At 49.8% G+C, this 649-nt stretch carries 1 pseudogene; it reads right to left on the reverse strand.

The window, feature by feature from the left end:
• Nucleotides 1-536: pseudogene (locus QN395_RS21400) on the reverse strand (IS21 family transposase); the annotation flags it as partial.
• Nucleotides 537-649: the final 113 nt, after the last annotated feature.

Raw genomic sequence — 649 nt, forward strand, 5'->3', positions numbered from 1 at the left:
CGGATGTGCGCATCAAAGACCATTTCCTGCGTTTCTCTGGGATAGGCGGCCACAAACATTTGGCGGCTATAGGCTAACCGGAAATGGGCGACTTTAATCGTTTGCATGATGCCAGCGATTTCCACCTGTTCCTGGCTCCAGTCAAACTGGCAGGCATCGGCTGGCAGAAACACCAACGGAATAAACGCTTCGGTGATTTTTGGACCATGTGCGCTGGATTTCCACTGTTTTACAAATCGTTGAATGCTGTCGTAGGCCCCGCCGTAACCTAGTTCCTGTAGCCCCTCAAATAGCCGTTGCGCTGTTCGGCGCCGTGATCGGGGTAGTTTGGATTCTTCTTCTAACCAGGAGGTTAGCTGGTCTTTATATTCATCGAGGCGGGGTGAAACCGTTAGCAGCCGCTGATATTTAGGCTGTTCGACGGTATTGAGATGTTTGCGTACGGTCGGCCGGGAGAGTCCCATTTCTCTCGCAATGGCAGAAATCGATTGTTTCTGTACTGAATGACGTCTTCTTATTTCGTAAATGATGTCCATATAAATCACTCCAGATACCCCCGGCTAAAACACCGGATGGTGACACACTAGGGTGGAAACTTTTGGACGCTGTTTCCACCCCTAATCTGGTAAGTATTGCACGCTGTTTGACA

This window comes from Undibacterium sp. RTI2.2 (assembly GCF_035018705.1).
Taxonomy (GTDB): domain Bacteria; phylum Pseudomonadota; class Gammaproteobacteria; order Burkholderiales; family Burkholderiaceae_D; genus Undibacterium.